The 23,722-nt window shown below is 34.3% G+C and carries 25 protein-coding genes; 5 read left to right on the top strand and 20 right to left on the bottom strand.

Annotated elements, in window-relative coordinates; translation table 11 throughout:
- Positions 1 to 101 precede the first annotated feature (101 nt).
- The gene (gene entFM, locus LCF45_RS09645; protein ID WP_263894766.1) at positions 102 to 1,427 is read right to left on the bottom strand and encodes an enterotoxin EntFM; all 1,326 of its coding nucleotides are present in this window, start codon (positions 1,425 to 1,427) and stop codon (positions 102 to 104) included.
- 717 nt (positions 1,428 to 2,144) lie between these two features.
- On the opposite strand from entFM, the gene LCF45_RS09640 reads away from it, so the two are divergent.
- Positions 2,145 to 2,315, top strand: a complete 171-nt coding sequence (locus LCF45_RS09640) for a hypothetical protein (RefSeq protein ID WP_002086168.1) — start codon at positions 2,145 to 2,147, stop codon at positions 2,313 to 2,315.
- 43 nt (positions 2,316 to 2,358) lie between these two features.
- Here the strand turns inward: LCF45_RS09640 and LCF45_RS09635 are convergent, their stop codons facing one another.
- Together LCF45_RS09635 and LCF45_RS09630 are read right to left on the bottom strand one after the other, a co-directional pair.
- Positions 2,359 to 2,958, bottom strand: a complete 600-nt coding sequence (locus LCF45_RS09635; protein ID WP_002086169.1) for a nitroreductase family protein — start codon at positions 2,956 to 2,958, stop codon at positions 2,359 to 2,361.
- Positions 2,959 to 3,205: 247 nt separating this feature from the next.
- The gene (locus tag LCF45_RS09630) at positions 3,206 to 4,159 is read right to left on the bottom strand and encodes a D-alanyl-D-alanine carboxypeptidase family protein (RefSeq protein WP_002086170.1); all 954 of its coding nucleotides are present in this window, start codon (positions 4,157 to 4,159) and stop codon (positions 3,206 to 3,208) included.
- A 219-nt stretch (positions 4,160 to 4,378) separates the two neighbouring features.
- Here LCF45_RS09630 and LCF45_RS09625 point away from each other — a divergent pair, with 219 nt between their 5' ends.
- The 3 genes from LCF45_RS09625 (at position 4,379) to LCF45_RS09615 (ending at position 6,255) form a co-directional block, all read left to right on the top strand.
- A complete protein-coding gene (locus tag LCF45_RS09625) occupies positions 4,379 to 5,380 on the top strand; it encodes a S66 family peptidase (protein ID WP_078206892.1) in 1,002 nt (333 codons plus the stop codon).
- A 202-nt stretch (positions 5,381 to 5,582) separates the two neighbouring features.
- Positions 5,583 to 5,924: an EamA family transporter gene (locus tag LCF45_RS09620; RefSeq protein ID WP_002086172.1), complete on the top strand. Its 342-nt coding sequence runs from the start codon at positions 5,583 to 5,585 to the stop codon at positions 5,922 to 5,924.
- Complete coding sequence (locus LCF45_RS09615; RefSeq protein WP_002135751.1) at positions 5,917 to 6,255, top strand: EamA family transporter; 339 nt, start codon at positions 5,917 to 5,919, stop codon at positions 6,253 to 6,255. The genes LCF45_RS09620 and LCF45_RS09615 overlap by 8 nt, the downstream gene beginning before the upstream one ends.
- Positions 6,256 to 6,290: 35 nt before the next feature.
- Here the strand turns inward: LCF45_RS09615 and LCF45_RS09610 are convergent, their stop codons facing one another.
- The 12 genes from LCF45_RS09610 to LCF45_RS09555 form a co-directional block, all read right to left on the bottom strand.
- Positions 6,291 to 6,740, bottom strand: coding sequence for a DUF6376 family protein (locus LCF45_RS09610; RefSeq protein WP_002012340.1), 450 nt, complete (start codon positions 6,738 to 6,740; stop codon positions 6,291 to 6,293).
- Positions 6,741 to 6,984: 244 nt separating this feature from the next.
- Positions 6,985 to 7,206, bottom strand: a complete 222-nt coding sequence (locus tag LCF45_RS09605; RefSeq protein WP_002031341.1) for a hypothetical protein — start codon at positions 7,204 to 7,206, stop codon at positions 6,985 to 6,987.
- A gap of 195 nt (positions 7,207 to 7,401) precedes the next feature.
- On the bottom strand, positions 7,402 to 9,126 hold the full coding sequence (gene cydC, locus LCF45_RS09600; RefSeq protein WP_002126913.1) for a thiol reductant ABC exporter subunit CydC: 1,725 nt from the start codon (positions 9,124 to 9,126) through the stop codon (positions 7,402 to 7,404).
- Entirely contained in the window at positions 9,123 to 10,844 is a 1,722-nt protein-coding gene (cydD, locus tag LCF45_RS09595) for a thiol reductant ABC exporter subunit CydD (RefSeq protein ID WP_263894765.1), read from the bottom strand. Before cydD ends, cydC begins: the two co-directional genes overlap by 4 nt.
- The gene (cydB, locus tag LCF45_RS09590; RefSeq protein ID WP_263894764.1) at positions 10,844 to 11,860 is read right to left on the bottom strand and encodes a cytochrome d ubiquinol oxidase subunit II; all 1,017 of its coding nucleotides are present in this window, start codon (positions 11,858 to 11,860) and stop codon (positions 10,844 to 10,846) included. The genes cydD and cydB overlap by 1 nt, the downstream gene beginning before the upstream one ends.
- Positions 11,847 to 13,250, bottom strand: a complete 1,404-nt coding sequence (cydA, locus tag LCF45_RS09585; protein ID WP_016098345.1) for a cytochrome ubiquinol oxidase subunit I — start codon at positions 13,248 to 13,250, stop codon at positions 11,847 to 11,849. Before cydA ends, cydB begins: the two co-directional genes overlap by 14 nt.
- Before the next feature lie 625 nt (positions 13,251 to 13,875).
- The gene (locus tag LCF45_RS09580; protein WP_263894763.1) at positions 13,876 to 14,931 is read right to left on the bottom strand and encodes an LLM class flavin-dependent oxidoreductase; all 1,056 of its coding nucleotides are present in this window, start codon (positions 14,929 to 14,931) and stop codon (positions 13,876 to 13,878) included.
- A gap of 16 nt (positions 14,932 to 14,947) precedes the next feature.
- Positions 14,948 to 15,889, bottom strand: a complete 942-nt coding sequence (locus LCF45_RS09575) for a ring-cleaving dioxygenase (RefSeq protein WP_002126899.1) — start codon at positions 15,887 to 15,889, stop codon at positions 14,948 to 14,950.
- A gap of 52 nt (positions 15,890 to 15,941) precedes the next feature.
- Positions 15,942 to 16,385 carry a MarR family winged helix-turn-helix transcriptional regulator gene (locus tag LCF45_RS09570; RefSeq protein ID WP_002012331.1) on the bottom strand — a complete coding sequence of 148 codons (444 nt, stop codon included), beginning with the start codon at positions 16,383 to 16,385 and terminating at the stop codon, positions 15,942 to 15,944.
- A gap of 101 nt (positions 16,386 to 16,486) precedes the next feature.
- Entirely contained in the window at positions 16,487 to 16,810 is a 324-nt protein-coding gene (locus LCF45_RS09565) for a carboxymuconolactone decarboxylase family protein (protein ID WP_033669504.1), read from the bottom strand.
- Complete coding sequence (locus tag LCF45_RS09560; protein ID WP_016098342.1) at positions 16,807 to 17,217, bottom strand: tautomerase family protein; 411 nt, start codon at positions 17,215 to 17,217, stop codon at positions 16,807 to 16,809. The genes LCF45_RS09565 and LCF45_RS09560 overlap by 4 nt, the downstream gene beginning before the upstream one ends.
- Before the next feature lie 24 nt (positions 17,218 to 17,241).
- Complete coding sequence (locus LCF45_RS09555; protein WP_002126895.1) at positions 17,242 to 17,808, bottom strand: DUF4865 family protein; 567 nt, start codon at positions 17,806 to 17,808, stop codon at positions 17,242 to 17,244.
- Positions 17,809 to 17,928: 120 nt separating this feature from the next.
- On the opposite strand from LCF45_RS09555, the gene LCF45_RS09550 reads away from it, so the two are divergent.
- Positions 17,929 to 18,717, top strand: coding sequence for a LysR family transcriptional regulator (locus tag LCF45_RS09550; protein ID WP_002031321.1), 789 nt, complete (start codon positions 17,929 to 17,931; stop codon positions 18,715 to 18,717).
- A 164-nt stretch (positions 18,718 to 18,881) separates the two neighbouring features.
- Here the strand turns inward: LCF45_RS09550 and LCF45_RS09545 are convergent, their stop codons facing one another.
- The 5 genes from LCF45_RS09545 to LCF45_RS09525 all read right to left on the bottom strand — a co-directional run bounded on the left by LCF45_RS09545 (position 18,882) and on the right by LCF45_RS09525 (position 23,528).
- Positions 18,882 to 19,835 (bottom strand): branched-chain amino acid ABC transporter permease, encoded by a 954-nt coding sequence (locus LCF45_RS09545; protein WP_002126891.1) that lies wholly within the window; start codon positions 19,833 to 19,835, stop codon positions 18,882 to 18,884.
- Positions 19,836 to 19,884: 49 nt separating this feature from the next.
- Positions 19,885 to 20,745 carry a branched-chain amino acid ABC transporter permease gene (locus LCF45_RS09540; RefSeq protein ID WP_000382784.1) on the bottom strand — a complete coding sequence of 287 codons (861 nt, stop codon included), beginning with the start codon at positions 20,743 to 20,745 and terminating at the stop codon, positions 19,885 to 19,887.
- A 21-nt stretch (positions 20,746 to 20,766) separates the two neighbouring features.
- On the bottom strand, positions 20,767 to 21,468 hold the full coding sequence (locus tag LCF45_RS09535) for a branched-chain amino acid ABC transporter ATP-binding protein (protein ID WP_001196706.1): 702 nt from the start codon (positions 21,466 to 21,468) through the stop codon (positions 20,767 to 20,769).
- Positions 21,446 to 22,219, bottom strand: a complete 774-nt coding sequence (locus LCF45_RS09530) for an ABC transporter ATP-binding protein (RefSeq protein WP_000149306.1) — start codon at positions 22,217 to 22,219, stop codon at positions 21,446 to 21,448. Before LCF45_RS09530 ends, LCF45_RS09535 begins: the two co-directional genes overlap by 23 nt.
- A 91-nt stretch (positions 22,220 to 22,310) precedes the next feature.
- Complete coding sequence (locus LCF45_RS09525) at positions 22,311 to 23,528, bottom strand: substrate-binding domain-containing protein (protein ID WP_263894762.1); 1,218 nt, start codon at positions 23,526 to 23,528, stop codon at positions 22,311 to 22,313.
- Between the last annotated feature and the right edge of the window lie 194 nt (positions 23,529 to 23,722).

Below are 23,722 nucleotides of genomic sequence, written 5' to 3'. Positions count from 1 at the left end.
AAATACTACTATACTGTTAGTTTATCCAACTATGAAAAAGGCTTCCCAAGTTTCCCTGGAAAGCCTTTTCTCTATACGAAAAGTATATAAAATACTTTTTCTTAGTATGCTTTTGTGTAACCTAATAGGTGCTTACTCCAGTAAGAGTTGCTTACAGAGCTAATGCGTACACCAGTTGCGTCAGTTTCTGCACTGATGAACTGTCCATTACCTAAGTAAACGCCCATGTGAGAAGGACCTGATTTATAAGTATTTTGGAAGTATACTAAATCACCTGGTTGTGGATTGCTAGTTTTTGTTTTAGAGCTCCAGTATCCAGCAACTGTTTGACGAGCGCCTTTATGACCAGTTTGATTTAATACGTAGTGAATGAATCCACTGCAGTCAAAACCAGCAGGTGTTGTACCAGCAGTTCTGTATGGTGAACCATTTAAAGATCTAGCGAATCCAGCGATTGAAGATGTATCTCCACCTGTTGGTGCTGTTGGTTTTTGTACTTGGTTCGTACCTTGGTTCGTACCTTGGTTCGTACCTTGGTTCGTACCTTGGTTACCACCAGTAACTACATTGTTCACTCCGCCTTTTACAAACTTAACAAAGTCTGCACTTACGTAACCAGTGCGGCCATTATGGTTAATTTTATACCAACCATTTTCAGCGCCAGTAACGTTTAATACTGTACCGTTTGTTACCCCACCAATTACAGGGTTATATGTAGCTGGACCTGTACGTACTTTTAAAGCACCTGTGTTAACAACATATGATCCACCAGTTTGAACTGTAGTAGTATTGTTGTTGTTTGTAGTTGGTTGCTGAGTTTCGTTAGATACAGCTGAACCACCTTTTGTTACGTAGTCTTTGCTTACGTATCCAGTTCCACCATTGAAGTTAATTTTAAACCAATCTTGAACTTCACCTACAACTTGAACTGTTTTTCCTTTATTTACAGAACCTAAAACAGTATGAGATGCACTTGGGCCTGTACGTACGTTTAATGAAGAAACGTTTACTGTGTAAGTACCTGTTCCTTGCTGAACAGTAGTAGTAGTTCCTTTATTGCCACCAGTTGTTACGAAGTCCCCACTTACATAACCTGTTTGACCATTTACACTAACTTTGAACCAACCGTTTTCTTGTCCAATTACTTGAAGTACTTGACCTGATTTCACTTTAGAAATAACGTTATGTCCTGTACCAGCACCTGAACGTACATTTAATACATCAGCTGTTACTGTGTATTTTAATTCAGAAGTTGTTTCTACCGTTTTTGTTTCAGTTACAGTCGTTTGAGTTTGAGTTTGAGTTTGAGTTTGTCCATTAATTTCTTTTAGCGCATCATTTGAAACTTGTGCATGAGCAGAATCCATTCCAGGAACTGCTACACCTACTACAGATGCTGCTGCTAAACCTGCGATTACTTTTTTCATAAGTTGTCTTTACTTCCTTTCCCTACTATCCTCTTGAGAAAACTATAAACTTAGTACTTTACAATATTATCAAAGTAAAATATTCATCCAGTTCCATTTTTTAGCAAGAGTTTTATTTTTCACACATCGTTTATTTTAAACGATTGAAGTGAATTTAGTGTGAACTTCATGTGAACTTTATCATTAAACAGTGTGTTTTTGCAATGCTTTTTTCAAATTTCTTATGTATTTCATTGAAAATTCGACATTCCATTCATTATCTTAATATATATTTTTCTTTTGCTATCCACTTTAAAAAACTCTATTAATCTAATACAATGCAAAGAATGTATTTTCTAGTAAAGTCCCTTCCATGAAGCATACTCTTATCATGACAAAAAATGCTTTTTTTATCAATAGTATAATATTTTTAGAAAACTATTTTTGATATTATCCATCGTTTTTAAAAGGTTTGACGATTTGTAAGATTTAACTCCAAAAATTCTGTTCTAATTTGACGAAAATGCACATTCCACTATCTATTTTTCACTATCCATGGAATTTTCAGGATATTTATATTATCATATATAAAGTAGGATTTTAATCCATACAAATTTTATTCACCCCACACTGAAACCAATCGAACTTTTACAGGTCGGTATTCTATACGTATCATTGAATTTTGATATGGAAGCCTTACTGCCCGCAAATAGTGAGATAAAAAAAGGAGATATATTTATGAAAAACATAATAGATGATCCTATAAATAAAAATATAGAACTGTACTATGCTTTTTTTCAATTCGTTTCAATTATAACATTACAAAAAGTATCAACTATTGAAACACGTAAAAACAAATTAAAAAATCAGATGAAAAATTCCTACAAAAAAAATCCTTACTACTTATAAAAGGTGAACAGATTATATCTCTGTTCACCTTTTATTTTTTATTTTATTTGTAAATTTTCACACGAGTTTCTAATGGCTGATATTCTTTATCTCCTGCCGAAACTACCGGTTTACCAAATGGCATTTGCGCAGTTAACTTCCAGTTTTCAGGTACATCCCATTCTTTCCTTACTTCTTCATCAATCAACGGATTATAATGCTGCAATGTAGCACCAAAACCTTCAATCTCTAATGCTGTCCAAATCGAAAATTGCAACATTCCAGAAGATTGCTGAGACCATGTAGGAAAATTATCTTTGTATAGTGCAAAGTTCTCTTGCAAACTTTCTACTACTTTACTATCTTCAAAATACAAAACTGTCCCATAGCCACTTTTAAATGCATTCATTTTCTCTTCCGTAGGTGCAAAATTATTTTCAGGTACAATTTTTCGTAACGTTTCTTTCGTAACATTCCATAATTTGTCGTGTTGTTCACCTAGTAATACAACAACTCTTGCACTTTGAGAATTAAAAGCCGAAGGTGTATGTTTCACAGCATGATAAATCACTTCTTGAATTCTTTCATCAGAAACTACTTGCTCTTTACTAATCGCGTAAATAGATCTTCTGTCTTCAATTGCTGAGTAAAAATCTTTTGCCATTACAATTCCCTCCAATTTTCATTTGAGGCAGTATCATATGTACGAAGCATATAATGCCTCTCGAACTTATTATTAATAAGTTCTTAACTTAATAATATCAACAAACAAAAACAAACTCAAATGATATCACTTGAGTTTTCACTTCCTATACGTCAAAAAATAAAAAACAGTTTATTGTCACCAAAATCAAGGTTCAATAAACTGTCTGTCTTATTTTTATAACAATCTAAATTACTTCTTTCTTCACCTAATTAAGCAATTGAAATGCATAGGACATTAATTTATTTGTTTCTGTAAAACGTTTTGTTTTACTTTTTGTCCCCATAACAACTGTAATAATGCGATTATCACCTTGTTTTGCAGTACCTGTAAAACAATACCCTGCGCTATCTGTAAATCCTGTTTTTAATCCGTCTATTCCTTCTATATATAAAGCTTTATTATTTTTGTTTAACATCTCATTTGTGCTTGTAACATTAACATTATTAAATGCTAACTGACTTTGACGTAAGTGAGTCACTTCTAATATCTCTGGATAGTCTTTTATAAGATGATACGCTAATTTTGCTACGTCAGCTGCTGTCATTTTCGTTTCACTTCCGTCGGGCTCCTGTAATCCGGAAGCATTCGCGAATTTAGCTTTATCTGACATTTCTAACTGCTTTGCTTTTTCATTCATAAGTTGAACAAAGTTTTTTTCTGTCTTAGCTACATGTTCCGCTAAAGCGACAGCCGAATTATTAGCCGATTCAATCATTAACGCATGATATAAGTCCTTAACAGTTAATGTATCATTTGCTTGCATCGGGATTTTTGCACCCTCTGTTTGTGCTGACTTTGCACTTATTTTCACTGGATCTTCCCAGTGGACTTTCCCATTATGTATACTCTCTAAAACGAGATATGCTGTCATCATTTTTGACATACTAGCAGGGGCAACAGCTTCATTTTCATTATTTTGATAAATAACTTCTCCATTACTCGCATCGATAATAATAGCTGCTTTTGCATCAATTTCTGGTGGTATATATTTTGGTGGAACTACTTTTTCAGATAGCCCTGTTTTAGGTAGCTCTGCCACTTGTAAAGGCTGAGTATCTACATTTGTTTCACTCTTTTGAACTCCTTGGAAAAAGAACCAACATATACCCAGAATTACTACTAATAGGATTGTTAATCTTCCCCATTTTAACCGCTTCATTCTAAAACTCCTTTAACAAACCTTTTATACACTCATGTTTAACCATAACAACAATTACTTTATATCGTCAAGGTAAAAAGCATATTTATTCATCTATAACAATTATAATTTCAACCTCGTTCTCTTTTTCATATGTGTTACACTAAAAACAACGAAATATAAGAATATTCAATTACATTTAAACACAAAAACACTATATAATAGAAAGGATTTTTACAAATGATACTTCCAAAAGCATTAAAATATGGCGATACCATTGGCATCTACTCTCCCTCTTCACCAGTAACCTATACTTCTTCAAAGAGATTTGAGCGCGCAAAATTATACTTAGAACAGAAAGGATTTCATATATTAGAAGGTTCACTAACAGGTCAATATGATTATTATCGTTCCGGGAGCATTAAAGAGCGTGCTGAGGAATTAAATGACTTGATTAGAAACCCTAACGTCTCTTGTATCATGTCGACAATTGGGGGACTGAATTCAAATTCATTATTACCTTATATTGATTATGAGACTTTTCAAAAGAATCCTAAAATAATGATTGGCTATTCAGACACAACAGCATTATTACTAGGAATTTATGCAAAAACAGGAATTCCTACATTTTATGGTCCAGCACTTGTTCCTTCTTTTGGTGAATTTGAGCCTTTCGTAGATTGCACGTACAAATATTTTGCGGATACTTTATTAACTGATCAACACCTTCCTTACAACATAAACCAGCCGTTATTTTGGTCAGATGAATTTATTAATTGGGAAGAAAAAACGAAAGAAAAAGATCTTCGACCGAACAATTGGATTTCAGTAATTGGTGGGAAAGCTACTGGACGTATTATTGGTGGGAATTTAAATACTATACAAGGTATTTGGGGTAGCCCCTATATGCCACTTATTCAAGATGGTGACATTCTCTTTATTGAAGATAGCTCAAAAGATGCAGCTACTATCGAAAGAAGTTTTTCATTACTTAAAATTAACGGCGTTTTTGATAAAGTTTCAGGTATCATCCTTGGAAAACATGAGCAATTTGATGATTGTGGTACAAATAGAAAACCTTACGAAATATTATTAGAAGTATTACAAAATCAAAAACTTCCTTTTCTAGCCGATTTTGATTGTTGTCATACTCATCCAATGATTACTTTGCCAATAGGTATTCAAGTAGAGATGGATGCAACCAATAAAACGATACAAATTATAGAACAGTGGAAAATCTAACTCTACTAGCTCTATTATTTTCAGCTCTAAAGCTACGCATTGCCTTCTATTGTTTTACATTAGAAGACATGATACTATATATTTTGGAATGTGAAGAAATAAACAAAAATCATTTCAATATGCCTTTTATATATAATAAGAAGCTATTGATTATATACATCGAGTTTACATACGTGTATATAAAGTAAAAGAGAGTGAATATATGAAACCAACTATTAAAAACTATGTATTTTTACATGTAGCCTTCTTGATATATTCTATCATTATGGTTTACATGAAATGGGCATCTCAATTCCCTATTGCATCAATTTCATTTTTTATTGCTTACTTCGGACTTGTTGTACTTTTATTCGGATATGCAATTCTATGGCAACAAGTCATTAAGAACTTTGAAATTTCTAGAGCATATTCACACCGTGGGATTATCATACTATGGTCAATGCTTTGGTCAGTATTCCTGTTTGGAGATACGATACAGTGGAATCACATACTTGGCGCAGCTATTATTATCGTCGGAATTGTGGTGGTGACAAAAGATGAATAGTTATATGTTATTATTGATATTTGGGATAATTTTAGCCAATTACTCACAAATATTATTAAAAAAGGCTACTTTACAACAATACGATTCTAGAATAAAAGAATATGTGAATCCTTATGTTATCATCGGCTACTTTTTATTTGTAATTAATGCCGGATTAAATGTGATCGCCTTAAAGGGCATGGCATTAAAGCAAGCATCTGCATTAGAATCATTAAGTTATATCATCATTTTAATTTTCAGTTGGTACTTCCTAGGGGAGAAAATCACGAAACGAAAAATCATTGGCAACATTATTATTGTCATTGGTGTAATCATCTATTGTATTCAATAACAAAAAGATCCGTTTATGATAAACGGATCTTTTTGTTATTGCCCTAAATTTTGAACCTTATCTTTCAAATCACGAACTTGTTCTATCGTCTGCATAAGCTCAGAGTTTTTAAACTGCTCTACATTCATTTTCCCTTCCTCTATCTTTGTCATAGATGTATCAATTAATGTATTTAACTTTTCATTATACCCGACGATTTGCTGGTGAAGATCCTTCGCTACATCTGGTGGTGTTAATTCATTAAAAGCTGGTATATCTTGTTTAATTTCAGTAAGTTTCGTTTCTAGTTCTTTCCGGGCTTCCCCATCATTAACGGCCTTTTCTGCTAATGCTGGCGCTTCATTTGCAAATGCACTTATTTCATTTACATAGTCTGTCGCTTTTTGAGCGTAATCTATGGAGTTCTTCCCTTCCTCTACTAGCGAACATCCCATCAAACCAATTGAAACTACAATTGAAAGTAACATTGTTTTTGTAAACTTCATTTTTACCTCCTAAATAATTGCCATACTTTTATTCATTTTTAAACACTTTATTTTCTTCTTATACACTTTATCACATCATATCTTATTTTTTTAATCTTCCTCTTATAAATTCTAGAAAAATCATTATTATCCTGTTCAACATGTACCTCGAAACTATCTTCATTTAAATATAAAAACAGACATACTTATTTTAAGTACGTCTGTTTTCCAGATACTTATAACTCTCACTAATTAAAGTTTCTCTTTATCCTCTCACATGCCCTATTACTGTTATAATATCTATGTCTATATGTACACTAATAATATCTTCTATAATGTCCGTATATCCTTGACCTAAAGGTGTTCCGTAATGTAATAAAATTTCTTTTTTTTCATAAACTGACTTCGGTACTGTAAAAATAAATTTCCTCATATTCCGCTCATCAGCAGGCTCCAGTATTAAAACAATGCCATCCTCTTCAAACATATAATCACGCCTTCCAACAATCCTTTCACTATGGCTCAAGTATTGCCTTGAAAGGATAGGTTTTAAACACCCTTTCTAACAATATATAACCATTTCATGATCAAATAGCTTATACGGCTTATATGATTTCACCACAAATACAAAAAAACTCAAACCTTGAACTACCAAGAATTTGTGTTTTTTTGCATCTCATTCTTATATACCTTTATCAAGCTCATATAACCTACGATATTTCTCATTTTCTTTCAGTAGCTGTTCGTGACTACCTTGCATAGCGATTTGGCCACTATCAAGGAAAATAATTTCATCTACATGTTCAATTCCTACAAGATGATGTGTAATCCAAATAACAGTCTTTTCTTCTGTTGCAGAAAACATTGTTTCTATTAAGGCTAATTCCGTTTTAGGGTCTAAACCGATAGTTGGTTCATCAAGCACAATAATCGATGCTTCTTGCATAAGAGTTCTTGCAAATGCTACCCTTTGCCTTTCTCCGCCAGAAAACCTCTTTCCCATTTCATGCATTTTTGTTTGTAATCCATCAGGAAGAGAAGCAATGTGCGGTGCTAGCTGTGCTTTCTCTAAAGCTCTCCATATCTCTTCATCATTACCCTCTGGTTTACCGATCCGCACATTATTTCCAATTGTCGTATCGAATAAATGTGGTTTTTGGTTTAATACAGAAATATATTTTGACAAAAAACCCGTACGAGCTTGTTCACCATTCAATATAACTTGCCCACTCACCGGACGTAGCGCCCCAGTTAACAGTTTTAGTAAAGTAGATTTTCCTGTTCCACTTCTACCTAAAATAGCAATTTTCTTTCCTGCCTTTATTTGCAATGATACATCTTTTAATACAGGTTCATTACTATCCGGATAATTATACGACACATTACTCAGTTCAATATCTATATGTTTTTGTGCAACGTAATCTTTATCTCCAGGTAACTCATTTCCATCTTGCAAAATGCTATCACTTTCTACGCTTTTAAGCCTATGAGCAGATTCTACATAAGATGGAATTCGATCAATAGCATCTGATATAGGGATAAGCGCATTTGTCACAGATAATGTCATTAATACGAACGCTGCAATAACTGTAGGTGCAATCTGTTCACTTGCTGCTTGATTTCCAGTCCACATAATCATTGAAATAACTACAATGCCGACTATTAAATGAATGATACTGTCTCGAATATGGTACCAGCGTTTCACTCTCTTTTCTGTCTTTAACAGCTGGACATTTTGCTCTACATATGCATTAATAAATTCATCTTTTCTACCACTCGCCTGCCAATCAGATAACCCAAATACAGCATCTGTCAATTGTTGATACAAACGATTTCTTCCTCGCTTCAAAGCAACATGATGTCGTTTCATCAAAAGTAGTGATACGAATGGAAGAAGAAAAACAATAACAGCTAACATACAAGCTGCGATAAGTGCAAATACTAAGTCAAATGCACCGATAACAAGTACGAAAATGCTATATACAACTAACGCTAATATACTAGGGAATATTGTACGTAAATATAGATTCTGTAAATGTTCTATATCATCAGACAATACACCTAGTACATCACCAGTTTGAAATCGAGAGCGTAAAAATAACGCCTGTGGTTCTACAATTCTATATAGTTTTGTCCTCATTTTTTCTAAAATTCGTAGAACGACGTCATGCCCTACTAAACGCTCTAAATAATGAAAAACAGCTTGCCCTATACTAAACGCACGCGTTGCAACTATAGGAACATATACAACCATTACATTTTCTGGTCTGAGAGCAGATTTAGAAATTAAATAACCTGAAATGAAAAGTAACATCGCACCTGAACTAACTCCAAGAAGCCCGAGGAAAATAGTCAACGTCATTCTACCTTTATTTTGCTGTATATGAGGTTTAATCCAGTTACTCATCGCTCTCCCCTCTCTTCCCTATGAAAATGTAATGTCTCATTCTTTAAAAGCTCTTCATATGTTCCACTTTCTTTAATTTCCCCTTTATTTAAAATAAGAATATGATCCATTTGCTTCATCCAATGGAGACGATGCGTTGCAAGAAATACTAGCTTACCTTCAAACAGACGTAACATCGATTGCTTTATTTCAAATTCAGTTTCAATATCAAGATGTGCTGTAGGTTCATCTAATAAAATGATTGGCTTTTTACTTAAAAGTGCACGTGCCATAGCGACACGTTGTTCTTGTCCGCCACTAAGCATACGTCCACCTTCTCCAATTCTTTCGTACATCCCATGTGGTAATAATGCAACGAGCGAACGAAGACCAACTTCATTAATAACTCTCTCAACTTCTTCATCAGTTGTATTCGTTTCATAGAAACAAATATTATCTTTTAACGAAAGTGGAAAAATATAAGGTTGCTGCGGAATATAAGCAATATTTTTTTGCCAATCTTCTCGAGTAGATTCACCAATTTCCACACCATTTACTAACATTTTCCCACCCGAAGGAGGTAGAAATCCTGCTAACACATCGATTAACGTTGATTTCCCTGCCCCACTTTCACCAATAATGCCTATAGCACCGTTACCTTGCCAAGTAAAATCAATTCCCTCTAATATAGCCTTTTCAGATTCATCATTATTTACTTTTACATCTTGTAATTTCAAACTACTAGAAGAATTCCATACTATATCTACATTTGAATCTTTCTTTTCTATTTCTTTTTGTTTCTGTAAAATTTCTTCTATTTTCTCCATTGCAAGTTGTCCATCTAATGTAGCATGATAATTCGCTCCAACTTGCTTAATCGGCAGAAAATATTCCGGCGCTAAAATTAAAATCGTAAGAGCTGGTAACAGTATAATTGTCCCATCTATTAACCGTATCCCTAATCCAACTGCTACAAATGCAATTGATAAACTCGTAAAGAAATCTAATGCAAAAGAAGAAAGAAAAGCAACTCGCAAAGTACGCATCGTTGCTTTTCTATATCGTTTACTTACTTTTTCAATCTTTCCTTCGTGCTGTTTACTTTTCCCTAAATACTTTAATGTTTCTAACCCTTTTAACGTATCTACGAAATGATTAGAAAGTACACGATATGTTTCATATTGGCTATCCGCCATTTTCTGCGCTGCTAATCCTAGAAGGATCATAAATATAATCACAATTGGAATCGTTACAACTAAAATGATTCCAGACTTAATGTCCAGTGTAAAAACATATAGAACAATTAGTCCTGGTACGATAGTACTTCTAATCATTTTAGGAATTGTTAATTCAATATAAGTTTTAAATTTTTCAATACCTTCTATCGATAAAGTAACCAGATGGCCAGTCCCATTCGTTTGGACAAATCTCGGCCCTAATGTAAAATATGCTTCTATTAACTGTTTACGTAATGCCAATCCTGTTTTTTCAGCGAAACGCTCAACCAATATTTGCGATGCTCGCACCAACATTTGGCGTGCTGCAAACATGATTCCAAAATAAACAGTTTCATTTAGCACAGCTTGCACTGTTTCTCCTTGAAATAAAAATGTGATTGCTCGTGCTAAAAACACTGTCTGCGCAATGATACTACACGCCTCTAAAATGCTAATAAGACTTAAAGTTACATATAAAACTCGGCTACCAGGATACGACGGAAGTCCTCTTTTTCTTTTCATTAGTACTCCAAATCTTTGTCTGACTTAACAGGTTGTCTAAATACATAGAAACTCCATATTTGACTACCGATAACAAACGGTAAAATAGCAAGAGAGAAATAGCTCATCAGTTTTAATGCATAAGGTCCTGATGCTGTATTATAAATTGTCAAATCATTTACCGCTCCTAATGAGCTAATCATGACACGCGGGAACATACCGATGAACACACTTGCACTTAACAAAATGATTGTTAAACTCGTCATAAAGAAAGCCCAACCATCTCTTCTTCTTTTATTTAATAAAGTAGAAACAAATAGCGCTACAAAAGCTCCAATTGGAACCATTAGCCACTCTGAACCATGTGCGGTGAAAATATCTGTTTTCCATAACCCTACAGCTGCAAAAACAAGAAGTGTTATTAATGCAAAAGGTGCAATCTTTGTCGCGGCAATACGTGCGCGTTCTCGTAATTTTCCTGTTGTACGTATAGTAAGGAATTGCAAACCATGAACAATACATAGAAGAAGAAACATAACTCCCCCAAGTAACGCAAATGGGTGAAGTAATTTCATAAATCCGCCTACCATATTTTTACTTCCATCAATTGGTACACCTGTCATAAAGTTTGCGATTGCAACTCCCCAAAGTATAGGAGGTAGCAAACTTCCAATAAACATGCCCCAATCCCAGAAACTCTTCCATTTATGATTTTCTATTTTCGCACGGAATTTAAAGGAAACACCTCTTATAATTAATGCAAGAAGCATAAACACAAATGGAATATAAAACCCACTAAATAAAGTTGCATACCAGTGCGGGAATGCCGCAAACATAGCGCCACCCGCACAAACAAGCCATACTTCATTTGCGTGCCAAAACGGCCCAATTGTATTTAAATATATACGTTTTTCCAAATCGTTTTTCCCTAAAAACCTTGAAACAATTCCTACACCAAAATCGAAACCTTCAAGTACAAAGAAGCCAACGAATAAGGTTGAGATAATTAGAAACCACAACTCATTAAGAGATAACATACTCTTCCTCCTTATCAAATGGATCATGGCTTTGATAATCCTTTTTCGTTTTCTTATTCGCATGTCCTTTAATGATACGAACGAATAAGTAAACAGTAATTCCTCCAACAATTAAATATAGTGATGTGAATGAAACAAGAGAGAATAATACTTCTCCAAATGAAACGTTTGGAGATACAGCATCTTCTGTTTTCATAACACCGAAGACAACCCAAGGCTGACGTCCCATTTCAGTCATGATCCATCCTACTGTATTACCGATAAACGGTAGTGCAATTGCATATACCATTATTTTTAAATACCAAGGGTTTTCAGTTAAGCGATCTTTTCTTGATAAGAACCAGCCGTACATTCCTAAAAGAAGCATGAATGTTCCACTCATTACCATCGCTCTAAAACTCCAGAACATAGTATGTACTGGCGGAATATAATCTCCAGGTCCATATTTTTCTTCATATTGTTTTTGAATTTGGTTCATCCCTTCAACTTGACCGCTAAATTTATCGTATGACAATAGACTTAGCATATAAGGGATTTGAATTTCAAACGAATTTTCTTTCTTCTCTGTATCAATTTTTGCAAATACTGTAAATGGCGCTGGATCCTCACTCGTATTCCATAATGCTTCAGCTGCTGCCATTTTCATCGGATGTGTCTTAATTAAATTTTGCGCTTGTGCATGACCGAAAAATAATACCAATGCTGTTGAAATTGTTCCAACAACGATAGAAACTCGGAAAGACTTCTTAAACACCTCAGTCTCTTGTTGTTTTGCGATTTTCCATGCACTAACACCAGCAATAAAGAATGCGCCTGTTGCAAGTGCCGCTGTAATTGTATGCGGGAATTGCACCCATAGTTGTGGATTTTGAATAATCGCCAAGAAATCATTCATCTGCGCACGTCCATCTGCAGCCATTTCATATCCTACCGGGGACTGCATAAATGCACTTGCAGTTAAAATCCAAAATGCTGATAACATTGTTCCTATTGAGAGGAGCCAAATACATAAAAGGTGAACTCGCTTCGGAAGTTTATCCTCACCGAATACCCATAAACCTAGGAATGTAGACTCAATGAAAAATGCTAATAAACCTTCAATTGCAAGTGATGGTCCGAAAACATCACCAACAAAACGTGAATACGTTGACCAGTTCATACCAAACTGAAATTCTTGTAAAATACCTGTTACTACACCTACTGCGAAGTTAACAAGGAATATTTGTGTCCAAAACTTTGTCATCTTCTTATAAATTTCTTGTCCCTTTACCACATACAACGTTTGCATTAACGCAATGATAAAAGCTAAACCTATAGACAGCGGAACGAAAAAGTAATGAAAAATCGTTGTTGATGCAAATTGTATTCGTGCCAATTCGAGCGTTTCCATGCTAAAGTCACTTCCTTCATATTTTTTTATATCGTAATATCGATTGAATTGTATGAATTCACTTCATAACGAACAATTCAATCATGTGGAAATACAAAAAGATAAATTCGTTTATGTACTTTCTGAAAATATAGATTGTCAGTTTTTTAGATAATTACAAAAGAACTTTCTTCATACGATTTACCTTTTCACTATTTCAGTAGTGTTTTATTCGTTAATCGAATTGTATAATATACTTACATAATAAATTCAGGTGATTTTTGACGTATTATTGACAGGATTTTGTCTGAAATATGTCTTTTGTAATTTTTTTGAATTTGATTTCTCACATTTTAAAAACGTACTTTTCAAACATACAACACACTCTTATATCAATTGTTATTATGTTTTTCTCTTCACACGCTTGACTTTACCCTTGAAAAATGTCCTCGAATCAAACCTAGAAATATGCTAGTTTTTTGTCAAGAGAAAAATGTATTTCCAAAATTCAAATCAACAATATTGTTATTCACAAATAGAAAAAAACTCCCCTTTCTCTAGACATAAAATTCGTTTTTTTGTCATTTTTCAAACAGACTAAATAAAAAAGTACCGAGAATAAATTATATTCCCGGTACTTTAATCATTATTTCGTTGTATATTTTCTAACAGCCGGCATAATTTCGGTAGCAATTAATTCAATGTTTTTCTCAATCTTATCAAATGGTACACCGCCAAAATCAATCTGTGCCATAAAACGTTGCTGTCCAAATAATTCATATTGATAAAGCATTTTTTCAATAATTTGTTGCGGGCTACCAATCATTAACGCATCACGGTGATCTACTGTGTTAGTAAATTGTTGTTTTGGATACCCACCACCGCGTAGCGCAAGCATACCAGCATTAATATGAGGATAATATTCACTAAGTGCATCTTGTGAATTTTCTGCTGTATAAAATAAACTTGTTGTCGCAATTGGTAATGTTGCTGGATCAAAACCACTTTGCTCAGCTGCTTCACGATATGCATCAACCGAAACTTTAAAATTAACAGCTGGGCCACCAAGTGTCGTAAGCATCATTGGTACACCTGCGCGTCCTGCCTTAATTGCACTAGCAGGTGGCCCTCCAACAGCACGCCAAATTGGCATATTGTTATTTTTAGCTCTCGGTATAATTGCCGCATGTTCAAGTGGCGTTCTAAACTGCCCTTTCCATGTTACACTTTCTTCTTTATTTATTTTTAATAAAAGTTCCATCTTCTCTTCAAATAGTTCTTCATAATAATTTACATCGTAACCAAGTAAACTATATCCCCCAATACGAGAGCCGCGACCAGCAACGATTTCAGCACGACCATTAGAAATTAAGTCAATTGTGGCAAAATCCTCATATACACGAACCGGATCTGACGTACTTAATACTGTTGCAGAACTCGCGATTTTAATGTTTTTCGTAGCTTGTGCAATAGCTCCTAAAATAACTGTATGAGCTTGCGTTGTAAAATGCGCTTGATGACTTTCACCGACAGCAAACACATCAATTCCAGCTTCATCTGCTAACTTAGCTGTTTCAATTAGTTCATGAATTCTTTTTTCTGCACTTATTTTCGAACCATCATGCGGATTTAAAATATGATCTCCAATTGAATATAATCCAAATTCAATTCCCTTACTTGTATCAATACGGTATTTTTCCATAGTTGCTCTCTCCCTTTTAATAAAGCGGTATTAATTTCTCTTCAATCTCTTTTCTTCTCTCTTCTAAAAATGGTGGTAAATCCAGCTCTTTTCCTAATTCTTCAACTGTTGAATCTACTGTAAATCCTGGTCCATCCGTCGCAATCTCAAATAAAATGCCATTTGACTCACGGAAATATAAACTTTTAAAATAAAAGCGATCGATAATCCCTGTTGATTGGAACCCTTTATCTTTCACCGCTTCATTCCAATAACTCAGTTCTTCATCATTTTTCACACGAATAGCTAAATGATGAATACTTCCTTTTCCGGGTCTTTCACTCTCTCCATCTTGCTGTTTCACCAAAATTTCTCCAAAAGATTGACCATCAATAGATTGATAAATCCCCTCATCGTCTGAACGAGATACTTCTTTATAACTAAACAAACCTGTTAATGTTTTTGATAATTTATTTAAACTGCGCACTGTCATTTCAACTGTTCCCATGCCTAAAATACGATGATTCTGCTCTACAGAAGATTCATCCCATGCAGTCCAATATTCAGGCACCTCTTCATCTTTATTATTTAACAGCACTAACCGTAGACCATCTGGATCTTCAAAGTGCAGTGCGTCTCTTCCGGCGTAAGTTGTAATTTCCCCATGCGCCACCTGGAGTGACTCAAAACGTCTCTTCCAAAATGTAAGACTTTCTATTGAAGGTACGAGCAAGCCTATTTGTGTTATTGCATTTGTACCACGGATTGTTCTACCTACATTCGGCATTTCAAAAAATGATAATTCAGTTCCGGCACTCCCTGTTAAATCACCATAAAACAAATGATACATAAATGGATTATCTTGATTGACTGTCTTTTTCACCCGGCGTAACCCTAAAACATCTCGATAAAAATTATTATTCGTTTTCGCATTTTTAGTCACCATAGAAATGTGGTGATGCCCTGGAATTGTATACATAAAACTTCCTCCTCTTTATCACTTGATTAGTCAATTGATTAAGTAAAAAAAATTACTCATTCGGTAATTCTTTTTTTTCACTATGCTTATGAACTTTTGACATCAACTCGTATAGTATTTTCTGCTCTTCTTCATTTAATACATCATCAAAAAATGATGATTGAAATGCAAGTTGCTCTGGCAATGCTCTTTCTAAAGCCGCTTCCCCTTGCTCTGTAAGACTAATTGTTTTCGTTTTCCAATCTTGTTTTCGTATAATATATCCTTCTTTTTCAAGACGTGTTAACATTCGAGAAATACCGCCTTGTGTAACGGTAACCTTTTCTGCTAACTCCATTTGTGTTAATGGCTGATAAGTCCGTATTTGCAAAAGCACATCAAATTGGGCTGTTGTTAAATCAAAACGTTTTAAAAACTCATTTGACATTTGATTACTTTGGTTCGTAAATCGTATTAAACGTAGCCATATTAACGATCCTATCGTATTTTCACGCATGTTTCATCACTTCCTAGCGTTGATCTTACTATCACTTTACCACTCAAGTGATAGTAATGCAAGTAGAAATATGTTAAAAATACCTCCCAAAATCATCATTCTTAACTTTCCATTTCATTCATTGCTATATTTAAAGCTGCCACAGCTTTTGGCCAACCAACGTAAAAAGCCATATGTGTTATTAATGCAACTAATTCATTCCCCATTATCCCATTTTGTTTAGCTAGCTTCAGATGAAATGGTAATTGTTCTGTATTACCAAGACTGATTAGTGCCGACAATGTACATAAGCTTCTTTCTCTTAATGTTAAAGCGGCATCCCGCCACACTTCCTCAAATAATATCTCTTCACTATAATGAGAAAATACAGGTGCTACTTCTCTCATTTTCTTTGGAATATAGAATTCAATTGGTTCATTCATCATTTTGCTCCCTTCATTTTTACCAATTGTGCCATCCCTTGACCAAATGACCAGTTTTCAGCAGCTGTCTCATGTAATGTAATAAAAATGTCAGTAACTTTCAGATTAGAACATGCTGAAATTTCAAAGGATATAGATTGATACAAACCTTTTTTCTGTTGCACTGTTCTTCCAGGTCCACATGTAATAGAAACATGAATCATATTCTCAGTTCTCATTTCTCCTCTTTCCAACAAATAATATGGATTATACAAAAATTGATTTTGTTGATAAGGTAAAAATATTTGAAAATAATCATTTTCAGGGATGTTAAAATGTTCAATTAATGCAAGATGGATACATTCACCTATCTTTTTCAACTCTTCTTTATTTAATATATCTTCATGATAATAAACGTTCACAAAAGGCATAGATTTTCATTCCTTTTTCTTAATTTAGCATTCAACAACATATCCTCGTGAAATATGTAAAATCTCATAAATAGTAACATCGCCCATTACATCTATTTCAGGCTTTTCCTTATAAAAACTGAATTGACTATATCCCCACTTATCCGGATTATAAACTATTACATTTCCTAAACATTTTTCTATGTTTTGCACATTTTCATTTACTTTATTTAATTGCGTCCCAATCAGCGATTTACTTTGAGAAATACTCCCTGCATATTCAACAGCATATCTACTTTTTCTAAAATCATTACTTAAATTAACAACTAATGGAACACCTATATTTATTTGTTGCCACCCAAACGATTGCAAAATATTATCGTAATACCCTTCGAATATAAATTTGTTCATCCCTTCATGACCATTCCACATATATAAAGGTGCATAACAGTTATAGAAATTCCCACCCTTACCTGTCTCAGTAATTAAATAAGCCTTAAAATTTAGTTCTTGAAAACCATCAGTTTTAAACCCATTATCCTTTACCCTTTTTTTAATAATCTCCATGTCATAATCCTTTGGTAAAATGACCTTATATTGCATACCAATCATGTTTATCACTCACTTTCGATCTTATATATATAATGATAAACCGATGATCGGCTGACGTAAAATAGGTATAAATTATGTTTGATATCATTTATAATGATACCGTATAAGGGGCTGAAATGAATGGAAATAAATGATCTTATCATATTTAAAACTGTAGCTAACGAAGGATCTATTAGTAAAGCCGCTAAAGAACTAGGCTATGTACAACCAAATGTAACTGAGCGAATCAAAAAATTAGAACAAGAATTAGAAACACCTTTACTACATAGAGATAACAAAGGTGTCTCCCTGTTACCTTCTGGTGACATTTTATTAGACTACACGAATAAAATATTAGCTCTTTTAGAAGAAGCCAAAGATGAAATTAAAACAAGTGCTTCTTCTTATGTAATAGCGACGTCACAATCTATTTTGACTAATTATTTAAGTATGCGTATTAAAGAAAATTTCAGGAATTATCAAATATATATAGAAAGTAGTAGCCATTTACAAAAACTACTACAGCAACAAAAAGTTGATATGGTCATAACTTATGAGGATTATCCCGACGCAGCGTTTAAAAAAGTATTCACCACTTCAATTTCTGTAGGCTTATTAAAAGCGAAAGAACAGTGTAACATTGACTTTTCAAAAGAACTTTTCTTTGTTAGTAACGATAAAAAGTGCCCTTTTAGAAATATGACAATACAATTTCTAAAAGAAAACAATCTATCTCAGCATCAACTTCAACAGTTAGATTCTTATTCGCTTATTGAAGAGTTTATTGTTGAGGGAAATGGGATAGCTTTTTTACCGATTAGAAATGATAAATTAGTTCCAGTTGAAAATGTCGCGGTTGAAAAACTACCTATTAACTTCTTTACAACTCGAGACTTAGATAAAGTGATTCCAGGTGAACTATTTAATTAATAAAAAGGCTACACTTGTCGTATTTTACGGGTAAATAAATATCCCTTTTCGAATCGCTAATATAACTTCATATACTATCGTACGGCTTAATAAAATAAAAAGGGATGTTACCTAGTTAATATGTTTAACTACTAGGACATCCCTTTTCATCTTGAAGACTTATTTTACACGTTCTGTTCCACCCCTGTACTCTTCTCCTTCTTACTTCTTTTAAAATTCTTCAACTTCTTAACCGTTCCAACTAATCCTTTTGGAAAAACTAATAACACGATAATGTATAATAAACCTAGAATAATCGTCCACCTTTCAAAAATCGGATACTCTGTAGCTAGTTCTGATAAATAATATTTCAGTGATTCAATAATCCCCGCTCCAGCAATAGCTCCGATTAACGTTCCAACTCCCCCAATCATTGTCATCAATAATGCATTTAACGTCATTTCAATTGAAAATACAGTTGTATTAACAAAGCGTAATGTGATGACAAATAAACCACCGCTAATCGCTGCAACTACTCCTGCAACAACACTAGCAATAATTTTATAATGAAGAACTTTATAGCCAAGTGCTTCAACTCGTTGTTCATTTTGTGAAATCGCCTTTAACACTTTCCCAATTGAAGATTTTGTGAAAAGACGTAACAAAATGAAAATACTGATTAGACATATAAATGTTATATAATAAAATGTAAAACGATCACGGAATATATCTGGTACACGAAATGTAAATCCATCTCCTCCATGAGTCAGTGAACGCCATTTTTCAGCAAGTACAAAAAACAGCTGGGAAATAGCGAGCGTTAACATTGCATAAAAATGACTTTTCAGCCGTAAAGAAAGCAAACCGATTATATAACTAACGATGGCTGATACAATAATTGCGGCTGCTATTCCTATAAAAAAGTTTGTGATAGACACCCCTTGTCGATCAAATAAAAGTGCTACCCCATACGCCCCTATACCAAAGAACATACAATGACCGAATGAAACAATACCTGTATATCCAAGGAGAACATCAAAACTCATAGCGAAAATAGCAAAGATGAAGATTTGAGTGAACAAAATTAACAAGCTCCGTGAATCATTTACGAATGGAAATACACTTAAACAAATGAGCATAAATACTCCGAAGTATACTTTAATTCGATTCGATGTGCTGTTCACCATTTCACCCCTTTTCACCAACAAGTCCCGTTGGCTTCACTATTAAGAAAAATAGTAACATTAACATATTAATTGCAAGTGATAAATCCGGTATAAAATATGCTGTAAAAGCACCAGCTAATCCAACAATTAAAGAAGCGATTGCTGAACCTTGTACGCTTCCTAATCCTCCAATTATCACTACTATAAAAGCTAAAATCGCATACTGCATACCCATCTCGGCGAAAATAACACCTGAATACGGTGCTAATAAGAAGCCTCCCAAAGCCGCCATCCCTGCTCCTAATAAAAAGACGAAAGAAAATATCGCTTTTACATTAATACCGAGCGCTTGAACCATCTCTTTATCCATTACACCTGCGCGAATCATAAGACCTATCTTTGTTTTTTTGAGCAATAATAGTAAGGCAATGTAAATGATGATCCCAATTAAAATAACGAATAGACGATATTTAATTAATATAACGCCTTCAAATGTATAACTACCTTGTAACCATAACGGTAATTTAGCACCAATTGGATTTGGCCCCCAAAATACTTTAATACATTCACTAAGTACAAGCATTCCTCCAAGCGTCACAAGAAGCTGGCGAACATGATTTCCATATACCGGTCTAATAAGGAATCTTTCTAAAATGAATCCAAGAAACATCCCCATAGCAATTGCTCCAATTAAAGCGAGTAAATAGCTTCCAGTTGTATTAAATATCCATACACCTGTAAAAGCTCCCCATGCAAATAACCCACCATGTGCGAAGTTTAGAACGCTCATTAAACCAAAAATAAGTGAAAGACCTGACGCTAATAAAAAAATGAGCATCCCTGTTGAAATCCCATTTACAAATAAATTGATTAACACATCCATCCTTCTCACCCCGGATTCATGTTAAGAGATTCCTAAATATTTGTGACACATTTCCTTATCCTCTTTTAATTCATGCATAAAACCGTTATGAACAATTCTTCCGTTATCCATAATATAAAAGTAATCACCAATTTGACTAGCCATCATAAAGTTTTGTTCAACGAGTAAAACTGTTGTTTTCTCTTTCATTTTCAAAATGGCTATCATTAATTTTTCTATCATAATGGGCGATAAGCCTTTACTCGGCTCATCAATAAGTAATAAACCATCACTATTAATAAATGCTCTTGAAATTGCTAGCATTTGCTTTTGCCCTCCGCTTAAGAGTCCGCTTTTTTTGTGCCAAAATTGCTTTAAATCTGGAAATAATTCAAGCATCCAGTCTATTTTTTCTTCCGCTTCTTCTCCCTTCCCCCTAGCAAGAGCGAATGTTTCTTCTACTGTCAGGTCGTGAAAAATACCTTGATTTTCTGGTACATACCCTATTCCTTTCCTTGAAATTAAATGTGTAGATAATCCATTTACTTGTGTACTATCATAATAAATTTCACCATGTGCGATATGGTGAAATCCCATAACCGAACGTAATGTCGTAGTCTTCCCTGCCCCATTTCTTCCAAACAGTACAGTAATCGTTCCTTTCTCAACAGTAAGAGATACCCCTTGTAAAATATGAAACTGATCTAAATACGTCTCTATATTATTCACTTGTAATAGTGCCACTATATAATCCCCCTAAATAAGCACTTTGTACACGCTCATCTTTCATCATTTCTTCGGGCAAACCTTCAGCCAATAACTCTCCATGGAATAAAACGATAAGATGGTCTGACAAACCTAGTACCATATCCATTTTGTGTTCAATAAGTACAATTGTACTCTCTGGATGTTTCTTAATATTTTCAATCACTTGTAAAATAGCCGGTACCTCCTCAACTGATATACCTGCCGTCGGCTCATCAAGTAGTAACACATCCGTTTTTAAAGCTAATAACATCGCAAGCTCTAACTTTCGTTTTTCCCCATGCGCTAGATCTTTCGCTAATACATGTTCTTTCTCGTGAAGTAATACTGTTTTTAAGAAACGTCTCGCCTCTCCAACTTGTTGCTTAAATTTTGCCGAACTCGGAAAAAAACTATAGTAATCTTGCACAAATGATTGAACACTTAAACGAACATTTTCAAGTACCGTTAACTCTGGGAATATATTTGTAAGTTGAAAAGAACGACCAATTCCTAATCGAGTACGATCCGAAATTGATAAATTTGTAATCTCTTGTCCTTTAAAATATACTTCACCCTTTGTTGGAGAAATTTGTCCACTTAGTAAATTGAATAGCGTTGTCTTTCCTGCACCATTTGGTCCAATAATTGAAATGAGCTTTCCTTTTTGTACTGTTAAATTCACATCCTTAATAACATGATGCTCGCCAAAAGATACGCAAAGATTTTTCGTTTCTAGCAAATGTGTCACGAAATCCCTCCCTTTAAAGCTTTAAGTATGAAAGAAATACGTATAAAGAGGGTGTACTCCCTCTTTATACGAAAACAACAGAAAATTCAGTCTATTTATTTTGAACTTGGGGTTCTGTCTCTTTCATCGTTAATTCTCGCTCTAATACTGGCACCGGATAATCAACACCATCTTGCTTTTTCAATGTGATAGAATAAAGTGTCTGCATCGCTTGATGATCCTTCTCTCTAAATTTCATCTTTCCTTTCGGTGTATCAAATTCCATTCCTTCCATTTTCTTAATCAATGTATCTACATCTGTATCACCTTTTGTTTTCTTTAAAGCTTCTACAATTGAAATTGCCGCTGACATTCCTCCTGCTGTAAATAAATCTGGCACCGCACCATTAAATCGTTTTTTATGTTCTTCAACTAACCAATCATTCACCTTATTTTTCGGAAGTGTGTGATAATAAACAGAAAAACCTTGCATTCCTACTAACGCATCCATCGTTTTTAATGCCGGTATATCTGGTGCACCGGTAGAAATTTTAATACCCTGCGCTTCCACATTCATATCTTTTAACTGTTTCCAAGGTGAATTCGCACCTGCCCAAACGATAAATAAATAATCTGGTTTTGAGCTAATAATATTTTGAATATTTGCAGTGAAGTCAGTCGAATTTGTATCAGCATATTGCTCGTTTACAATATTCGCACCTAATTTCTTCGCTCCAGCTTTAAATGCCGCAATTCCATCACGGCCGTAAGCATTATCTTGTGCTAACGTTGCTATTTTCACATCTTTTTTAGCAATTGCCGCAGCACCAGCGACTGCATCTTGAGATGAATTTCTACCTGTTCTAAAAATATATTTATTCCAGTTCTTCCCGGTAATACTATCAGCTACTGCTGGTTCTACAACCATTATTTTTTCATATTCCTCGGCAAGTGGTAAAACCGCTAATGTATCACTTGAACTAGACGATCCGACTAAAAAATCGACTTTCTCTTCTTCTAATAACTTCGTAGCTTTTTTAACCGCTACATCAGCTTTCGTTTCCGTATCTTCTACAACAAACTTAATCTTCTTCCCTTCCACTTTCCCAGTTCCACCAGTTGCATAGTCTAACCCTAATTCAAATCCGTTCACTGTTTGTTTTCCATATGATTCTAATGGACCTGTTAATGAAGCAAGAACCCCTACCTTAATCGTCTTTTCATCCTCTGTACTTGTTTTCTTTCCTGAACAAGCTGCCGTTATTAATAACGAACCTAAAACACAACCAGCAGCCACCATTTTTAGCCATTTACGTTTTTTCATCGACATTGTGATCCTCCCCATACTTTACTTTCTGATAGAGTCAAACACGCCAAAGTTACCCATCCGTAATTATGACTTTTCCTTTGAATAATATAAACGAGATTGTTAGTATACATGTATCTTCTCCGATTTCCATTAAACACCTTTACAATTTCATATAAATATTTTATTCCTACCTATACCGCATTCCCAAACTATTA

Source organism: Bacillus sp. 41-22, from assembly GCF_025809295.1.
GTDB lineage: Bacteria > Bacillota > Bacilli > Bacillales > Bacillaceae_G > Bacillus_A > Bacillus_A mycoides.
This window is presented reverse-complemented; position numbering and strand designations above follow the sequence as displayed.

Bases quoted from the DNA above. Each gene is read 5' to 3' on its own strand.
- entFM (WP_263894766.1), bottom strand. From the start codon at position 1,427: ATGAAAAAAGTAATCGCAGGTTTAGCAGCAGCATCTGTAGTAGGTGTA.
- LCF45_RS09640 (WP_002086168.1), top strand. From the start codon at position 2,145: ATGAAAAACATAATAGATGATCCTATAAATAAAAATATAGAACTGTAC.
- LCF45_RS09635 (WP_002086169.1), bottom strand. From the start codon at position 2,958: ATGGCAAAAGATTTTTACTCAGCAATTGAAGACAGAAGATCTATTTAC.
- LCF45_RS09630 (WP_002086170.1), bottom strand. From the start codon at position 4,159: ATGAAGCGGTTAAAATGGGGAAGATTAACAATCCTATTAGTAGTAATT.
- LCF45_RS09625 (WP_078206892.1), top strand. From the start codon at position 4,379: ATGATACTTCCAAAAGCATTAAAATATGGCGATACCATTGGCATCTAC.
- LCF45_RS09620 (WP_002086172.1), top strand. From the start codon at position 5,583: ATGAAACCAACTATTAAAAACTATGTATTTTTACATGTAGCCTTCTTG.
- LCF45_RS09615 (WP_002135751.1), top strand. From the start codon at position 5,917: ATGAATAGTTATATGTTATTATTGATATTTGGGATAATTTTAGCCAAT.
- LCF45_RS09610 (WP_002012340.1), bottom strand. From the start codon at position 6,740: ATGAAGTTTACAAAAACAATGTTACTTTCAATTGTAGTTTCAATTGGT.
- LCF45_RS09605 (WP_002031341.1), bottom strand. From the start codon at position 7,206: ATGTTTGAAGAGGATGGCATTGTTTTAATACTGGAGCCTGCTGATGAG.
- cydC (WP_002126913.1), bottom strand. From the start codon at position 9,126: ATGAGTAACTGGATTAAACCTCATATACAGCAAAATAAAGGTAGAATG.
- cydD (WP_263894765.1), bottom strand. From the start codon at position 10,844: ATGAAAAGAAAAAGAGGACTTCCGTCGTATCCTGGTAGCCGAGTTTTA.
- cydB (WP_263894764.1), bottom strand. From the start codon at position 11,860: ATGTTATCTCTTAATGAGTTGTGGTTTCTAATTATCTCAACCTTATTC.
- cydA (WP_016098345.1), bottom strand. From the start codon at position 13,250: ATGGAAACGCTCGAATTGGCACGAATACAATTTGCATCAACAACGATT.
- LCF45_RS09580 (WP_263894763.1), bottom strand. From the start codon at position 14,931: ATGGAAAAATACCGTATTGATACAAGTAAGGGAATTGAATTTGGATTA.
- LCF45_RS09575 (WP_002126899.1), bottom strand. From the start codon at position 15,889: ATGTATACAATTCCAGGGCATCACCACATTTCTATGGTGACTAAAAAT.
- LCF45_RS09570 (WP_002012331.1), bottom strand. From the start codon at position 16,385: ATGCGTGAAAATACGATAGGATCGTTAATATGGCTACGTTTAATACGA.
- LCF45_RS09565 (WP_033669504.1), bottom strand. From the start codon at position 16,810: ATGATGAATGAACCAATTGAATTCTATATTCCAAAGAAAATGAGAGAA.
- LCF45_RS09560 (WP_016098342.1), bottom strand. From the start codon at position 17,217: ATGCCTTTTGTGAACGTTTATTATCATGAAGATATATTAAATAAAGAA.
- LCF45_RS09555 (WP_002126895.1), bottom strand. From the start codon at position 17,808: ATGATTGGTATGCAATATAAGGTCATTTTACCAAAGGATTATGACATG.
- LCF45_RS09550 (WP_002031321.1), top strand. From the start codon at position 17,929: ATGGAAATAAATGATCTTATCATATTTAAAACTGTAGCTAACGAAGGA.
- LCF45_RS09545 (WP_002126891.1), bottom strand. From the start codon at position 19,835: ATGCTCATTTGTTTAAGTGTATTTCCATTCGTAAATGATTCACGGAGC.
- LCF45_RS09540 (WP_000382784.1), bottom strand. From the start codon at position 20,745: ATGGATGTGTTAATCAATTTATTTGTAAATGGGATTTCAACAGGGATG.
- LCF45_RS09525 (WP_263894762.1), bottom strand. From the start codon at position 23,528: ATGTCGATGAAAAAACGTAAATGGCTAAAAATGGTGGCTGCTGGTTGT.